5 protein-coding genes and 1 pseudogene are annotated in these 6,285 nt (G+C 73.2%); all 6 read right to left on the reverse strand.

Going from position 1 to position 6,285, the window contains the following annotated elements; translation table 11 throughout:
• Positions 1-800, reverse strand: a pseudogene (locus GUY61_RS32875) (hypothetical protein); the annotation flags it as partial.
• Between the two features lie 130 nt (positions 801-930).
• Positions 931-1,821: an ABC transporter permease gene (locus tag GUY61_RS32880; RefSeq protein WP_166633976.1), complete on the reverse strand. Its 891-nt coding sequence runs from the start codon at positions 1,819-1,821 to the stop codon at positions 931-933.
• Entirely contained in the window at positions 1,808-2,605 is a 798-nt protein-coding gene (locus GUY61_RS32885) for an ABC transporter ATP-binding protein (RefSeq protein WP_166633977.1), read from the reverse strand. Before GUY61_RS32885 ends, GUY61_RS32880 begins: the two co-directional genes overlap by 14 nt.
• A gap of 22 nt (positions 2,606-2,627) precedes the next feature.
• Positions 2,628-3,935 (reverse strand): ABC transporter substrate-binding protein, encoded by a 1,308-nt coding sequence (locus tag GUY61_RS32890; RefSeq protein ID WP_166633978.1) that lies wholly within the window; start codon positions 3,933-3,935, stop codon positions 2,628-2,630.
• Entirely contained in the window at positions 3,922-5,334 is a 1,413-nt protein-coding gene (locus GUY61_RS32895; protein WP_398957751.1) for a sulfate adenylyltransferase subunit 1, read from the reverse strand. The genes GUY61_RS32890 and GUY61_RS32895 overlap by 14 nt, the downstream gene beginning before the upstream one ends.
• A gap of 2 nt (positions 5,335-5,336) precedes the next feature.
• Positions 5,337-6,233, reverse strand: coding sequence for a sulfate adenylyltransferase subunit CysD (gene cysD / locus GUY61_RS32900; RefSeq protein WP_166633980.1), 897 nt, complete (start codon positions 6,231-6,233; stop codon positions 5,337-5,339).
• Between the last annotated feature and the right edge of the window lie 52 nt (positions 6,234-6,285).

The raw sequence follows: 6,285 nt of genomic DNA on the forward strand, positions 1-6,285 counted from the left end.
GGCCAGCACGTCCAGCCCCAGGTCTCGCCCGGACCCGCCGCGACGGTGAGCAGGCCTTGGCCGCCGACCGCGCGCGAGAACTCGGCTGCGAAGGACGCCGGTTCGCATGCGTCCGTGTCCGGGGACACGGAGGTGACGACGAAGGCGGCGTGATGGCGGATCAGTTCGTAGCCGAGGGTGCGGGCGGCCGGCGCCGGGTCCACGGAGCGGCCGGCGAGGAGATCTTCGACGATGCGGTGGCGGGCGGCCTCGGTGCTGCGGCGCCAGCGGTCGCGTTCGGCGACGTACTCCTCGGCGAGCCGGCCGGCCTGGAGGTCCGCGTACTGGAAGAGGAGCTCGCTGACGCGGTGGGCCTCGGGCGCGCGGACGGACTCCGGCTCACGGTCGAGGGCTTCCATGAGACGGCCGTGGAGGTAGGCGTGGCCGAGACGTACTCCGCGCAGCACACGGTCCAGCGGGACCGCGCGGCGGGCGAGTTCGGCGTTGCTGAGGACGGCCTCGGGCGCCACCATCGCCTGGTCGGCCTCGGGTTCCGTCACCAAGCCGACCAGGGCGAGCAGCACCGTGGCCTCCACGCCGCGGTGGAAGGCGTCGAAGGTGTGGTCGCCGCCGTGCTCGGGGACGCGGCCGACGATGTCGCGGGCCATGCCCAGGGCCACTTCGACGCCCCAGCCGACCGGTCCCGGACCGAGGAACGCCTCCGCCGCGGCGACGGTGGCGGGGCGGCAGACCGGTTCGGGGTTCGTCCAGGCGGCCGGGCGCAGGCGCAGCAGCCAGGTGTGTGATGCGGTCGCTGTCACCCGGCCAGTACAGCACGGGGGCCGTCCCAGCCCGGTCGGTCCCGGCCGGTCGCGGTCTCACGGTCCCGCGGTCCCGCGGTCCCCCGGATGGTTCGCCGACCGGCGGGGCGGCCGTGGTTGGCCCTCGGAGTCAGCCGCGGGCCGCGAGCAGTCCCCTGGTGCGCAGGACGCGGCGCTCCAGCGGCGCGAACACGGCCAGGTCGACGGCTATGCCGACAACGAGGATCTCCGCGATCGAGGCGAGGACCAGGGCCATGTCCTGGTACGTCCGTGCGGCCTCCAGCAACTGGCCGAGCCCGACCCCGAGTTCGGGCGAGGACGCGATGATTTCCGCGGCCATCAGGGAGCGCCAGGCGAACGCCCAGCCCTGTTTGAGCCCGGCGAGGTAGCCGGGGAGCGCTGCGGGCAGCAGGATGTGCCGGACGGCGCGCGGGCCGGTGGCACCCAGAGTGGAACCGGCCCGCAGATACAGGGGCGGCACCTGGTCGACACCGGTGAGCAGGCCGTTGGCGACGGACGGTACGGCGCCGAGCAGGATGACCGCGTAGATCGTGGCGTCGGTGAGCCCGAACCAGATGACGGCGGCGGGCACCCAGGCCACCGAGGGCAGTGCCTGCAGTCCCGACAGGATCGGACCGAGGGCGGCGCGCACGGCTCGGACCCGGGCCAGCAGCAGCCCCAGCGGAGTGCCCAGGGCCACGGCGGCGGCGAAGCCGAGGGCGCCCCGCGACACGCTGGTCCACACGGTGCCGAACAGCGTGCCCTCGTACCACTGGACGGTGAGGGCGGTCCAGACGTCGGCGGGTGACGGCAGCAGGTAGTCGGGTTTGAGCTCGGCGAGGAAGGCGCCCTCCCAGACGAGCAGGACCACGGCCAGGGCCACGAGGGGCGGCAGGGCCTTGTCGCGCAGGGTCCGCAGCAGCGGTGCGCGTGCCGGGCGTGAACCGCCGGCGCCCTCCAGGGCGTCCAGACCCGCCGCGGCCTCCTCCAGGGAGACCGCCGGGGCCTCAGGTGCGGGCATGACGGCGTATCTCCTCCCTCAGGGCTCCCGTGATCTCGCCGGACAGGTCGGAGGCCGTGCCCCGGCCCACGGCCCATTCGCGGGCGACACGTCCGGGCCTGGAGGAGAGCAGGACGACACGCTGGCCGAGCCGGACCGCCTCGCGCACGTTGTGGGTGACGAAGATGACGGACAGGCCGCTCCCCGACTCCGCCCAGATGCGGCCGAGTTCCTCGTGGAGCAGATCGCGGGTGATGGCGTCGAGCGCGGCGAACGGCTCGTCCATGAGCAGCACCTGGCTGTCCTGGGCGAGGGCGCGGGCCAGCGCGACGCGCTGCCGCATGCCGCCGGACAGTTCATGGACGCGTTTGCGGTACGCACCCCCCAGATGGACCAGTTCCAGGAGCCGTTCGGCCTCGGGGCGGCGCTCGGGACGTGGCATGCCGCGCAGCCGAAGGGCGAGTTCGATGTTGCGGCCGGCGGTGAGCCAGGGGAAGAGGGCGTGGTCCTGGAACATCAGCGCGGGACCGCGCCCGCCCGGCACTTCTATGGATCCCGCGGTCGGCTCGTCGAGTCCGGCGACCAGGTTGAGCAGGGTGGACTTGCCGCAGCCCGAGGCGCCGAGCACGCAGAGGAACTCGCCCGCGCCGAGGGTGAGTCCGATGTCGTCCAGTACGGTCTGCCGGCGGTCGCCGGTGCCGAAGGACTTGGAGACGTGTTCGAGCCGCGCGGCGTAGGCGCCGGGCCCCGGCACGACCACGGACCGGGCGGTCGCCCGTTCACGCAAGACTGTTTCTGACAGCATGTCATCAATTCCCTGGGTTCGTTTACGGTGCGTCCGCGCCGGAGCCGGAGGCCGCGTCGCCTGAGCCGGAGCCCTCCGCGTCCGAGCCGGTGTAGTGGTCACCGGTGCCGAGGCCCGCGTCGTCGGCCTTCGGTCTGCCCTCGCGGGTGAGGATCCGGTTGAGCGGGCCGAGGTCGTAGATCCCCCTCAGGTCCGCCGACGGCCCTCCCGAGAGGTCGGCCGAGTCGAGCAGGCCGAGGGCGAGGGCGTGCCCGGCCTGCTCCCGCAGGCTGAGGGCGAGCGGGTCGTCGAGGACCGTGACGTGCTTCCAGGCCGCACGGAGCACCTCGGGCTCGAGGGGTTTGCCGGTCAGATGACGGATCGCGTCGTTGGCGGTGGTGCTCGCCTCCTCCTGGTGGGCGTTGATCCAGGCGTTGGTCCGCACGGAGCCGCGCAGCACCGCCTCGACGACGTCGCGGTGGCGGTCGAGGAAGGACTGGGAGACCACCATGTGGGTGGTGACGAACTCCCCGCCGTCCCACAGGTCGGCCTCGTCGAGGACGACCCGGCCGCCGGCGGCGACCAGCTGCGCCGCCACGGGTTCCGGCACCCAGGCGCCGTCGACGGCGCCCCGGCGGAAGCTGGTCGGGATCTCCTTGGTGCTCTGCCTGAGCAGGGTGACGTCGCCGCGGCCGGTGCGCGGGTCGGTCTTCCAGCCCTGTTCCCCGATCCAGCGCAGCAGAGCCACGTCCTGGGTGTTGCCGAGTTCCGGCGTGGCGATGCGCAGCCCTCTGATGTCCGTGCCGTCGCCGCCCCGGGTCTTCGCCGGGTCGACGACGAGACTGACGCCGCCGGACGCGGAACCCGAGACGATCCTGAGGCTGCGGCCCCCGGAACGGAGGTAGCCGTTGACGGTGGGCGAGGGTCCCATCCAGGCCATGTCGACGGCACCCGCGTTGAGCGCCTCCATCGCCGCCGGGCCGCCGTTGAAGACCTGGGTGCGCAGCCGGGTGCCGCCCAGCTCGGCGGCGAAGAACCCCTTCTGGATGCCGACGAGGGGGGTGGCGTGCGTGAGGTTGGCGAAGTAGCCGAGGGTGACGGTGTCCGCGGACAACGGCGGCCCGGAGGCGGCGGCCCCGGCCGGGGCCGCCGCCTCCGTCCTGCGCGAGCCGTAGCCGCAGCCGGAGACCGCGAACAGCAGCTCCAGCAGCACCAGCAGCACGGCCGCGGTGCCGGGCCACGAGCGCGGGAACCGGCGGGCACGGCCGTGAGCACGGGCACGGACACCGGCGCGGGTGCGTGCGCGGGCGCCGCGGCGGGGGCGGCGGCCCGTGCGGTCAGCCCCGCGCATCGGATTTCCCGCCGGACGCCGGCGCACCGTCCGCAGCCGCCCCCACCATCCCGGCGGTGAGGGTCGCGCCGTCACCCGGGTCGATGAGCAGGAAGGAGCCGGTGCGCCGGTTGTGGGCGTACGTGTCCAGGGCGAGCCGCTCGGAGGTACGCAGCACGACCTGCCCGATGCCGTTGAGCTCCAGCCGGTCGGCGCCCGGGATCTTCCTGACGACCGCCCGCACGGTGCGGGTGGTGTGCTTGAGCAGGACCCGGTCGCCGGGACGCAGCGGCCGCTCGTGCAGGTGGCAGACCCGCGCGGTGATGTCCCTGGCGGCCGTCGGCGGCCGGCCGGAGGGGGCCAGCAGGTCGCCGCGTGAGACGTCGACGTCGTCGGCGAGCCGCACGGAGACGGACTGGGGCACCCGGGCCGTACGCACCTCGCGGCCGAGCAGGTCGATCCCGGTGACGGTGGTGGTGCGTCCGGACGGCAGCACGGTGACCATGTCCCCGACGCTGAGCACACCCCCGGCGAGTTGACCCGCGTAGTGCCGGGTGCCGTCGCCGCGGATGACGTACTGCACGGGGAACCGCGCGGGTTCGGTGGCCGGGTCGTGGTCCACCGTCACGGTTTCGAGGTGTTCGAGGACGCTGGGTCCGCCGTACCAGTCCATGTGGGCGGAGGGTTCGACGACGTTGTCGCCGTTGAGTGCGGAGATGGGGATGGCGGTGATGTCGGGGATGCCGAGGGAGGCGGCGTAGGAGGTGAACTCCTCGGCGATGCCGGCGAAGACGCTCTCCCGGTGTCCGGCGAGGTCCATTTTGTTGACGGCGAGGACGACGTGGGGGACGCGCAGGAGGGCGGCGACGGCGGCGTGGCGGCGGGTCTGTTCGACGACGCCGTTGCGGGCGTCGACGAGGATGACGGTGAGGTCGGCGGTGGAGGCGCCGGTGACCATGTTGCGGGTGTACTGCACGTGGCCGGGGGTGTCGGCGAGGATGAAGCGGCGTCGGGGGGTGGCGAAGTAGCGGTAGGCGACGTCGATGGTGATGCCCTGTTCGCGTTCGGCGCGCAGGCCGTCGGTGAGGAGGGCGAGGTCGGGGGTGTCCTGGCCGCGGCGGGCGGAGGCGGCCTCGACGGCTTCGAGCTGGTCGGCCAGTACGGACTTGGAGTCGTGCAGCAGCCGCCCGACCAGGGTGGACTTGCCGTCGTCGACCGAACCGGCCGTCGCCCAGCGGAGCAGGCCGGTGGTGTGTGACTCGGTGGTGCCGGCCCCTGTCCCGGGCCGTGAGGAGTGGTTCATGGTCCGTGCGTGCCCTTCTGCCGAGCCGGGCGGCGCCAACCGGGCGTTCGCCTCGCTGAAGATCGCGTACATGAACGACCCGACGGTGGTCTGCGGAGGGTGGAAGAGGTCCGTCATGGTCAGAAGTACCCCTCGCGTTTGCGGTCCTCCATGGCGGCCTCGGAGAGCTTGTCGTCGGCGCGGGTGGCGCCGCGCTCGGTGAGGCGGGAGGCGGTGATCTCTGCGATCACCTCGGCGACGGTGGCCGCGTCGGAGTCGACGGCGCCCGTGCAGGACATGTCGCCGACGGTGCGGTAGCGCACCCGGCGCTTGTCGGTGCGCTCGCCACGCCCGGGGCCGCCCCAGTCGCCGGCGGTGAGCCACATGCCGTCCCGCAGGAAGACCTCCCGCTCGTGCGCGAAGTAGATCGCCGGCAGGTCGACGGCTTCCTGCTCGATGTACTGCCAGACGTCGAGTTCGGTCCAGTTGGACAGCGGAAAGACGCGGACGTGCTCACCGGGCGCGTGGCGGCCGTTGTAGAGCTGCCACAGCTCCGGGCGCTGCCTGCGCGGGTCCCAGGCGCCGAGTTCGTCGCGCAGCGAGAAGACGCGCTCTTTCGCGCGGGCCTTCTCCTCGTCCCGCCGCCCGCCGCCGAACACCGCGTCGAACCGGTTGCGCTCGATGGCGTCGAGCAGCGGCATGGTCTGGAGCGGGTTGCGGGTACCGTCGGGGCGTTCCCGCAGCCAGCCGCTGTCGATGAAGTCCTGGACACGGGCGACGCGCAGGTCGAGCCCGTGCCCGGCCACGGTCCGGTCGCGGTAGTCGAGGACCTCGGGGAAGTTGTGCCCGGTGTCCACGTGCAGCAGCGGGAACGGGAGCGGGGCCGGGTCGAAGGCCTTCAGCGCCAGGTGCAGCATCACCACGGAGTCCTTGCCGCCGGAGAACAGCAGCACCGGGTTCTCGAACTCCCCGGCGACCTCGCGGAAGATGTGCACCGCCTCGGACTCCAGGATGTCCAAGTGGCTCAGCGCGGGCAGTCCGGGCGGCGTGGTGCGGGCCGGGGCGGTGCCGGCGGGGGCGCCGGGGGTG

This window comes from Streptomyces sp. GC420 (assembly GCF_009916105.1).
Lineage (GTDB): Bacteria > Actinomycetota > Actinomycetes > Streptomycetales > Streptomycetaceae > Streptomyces.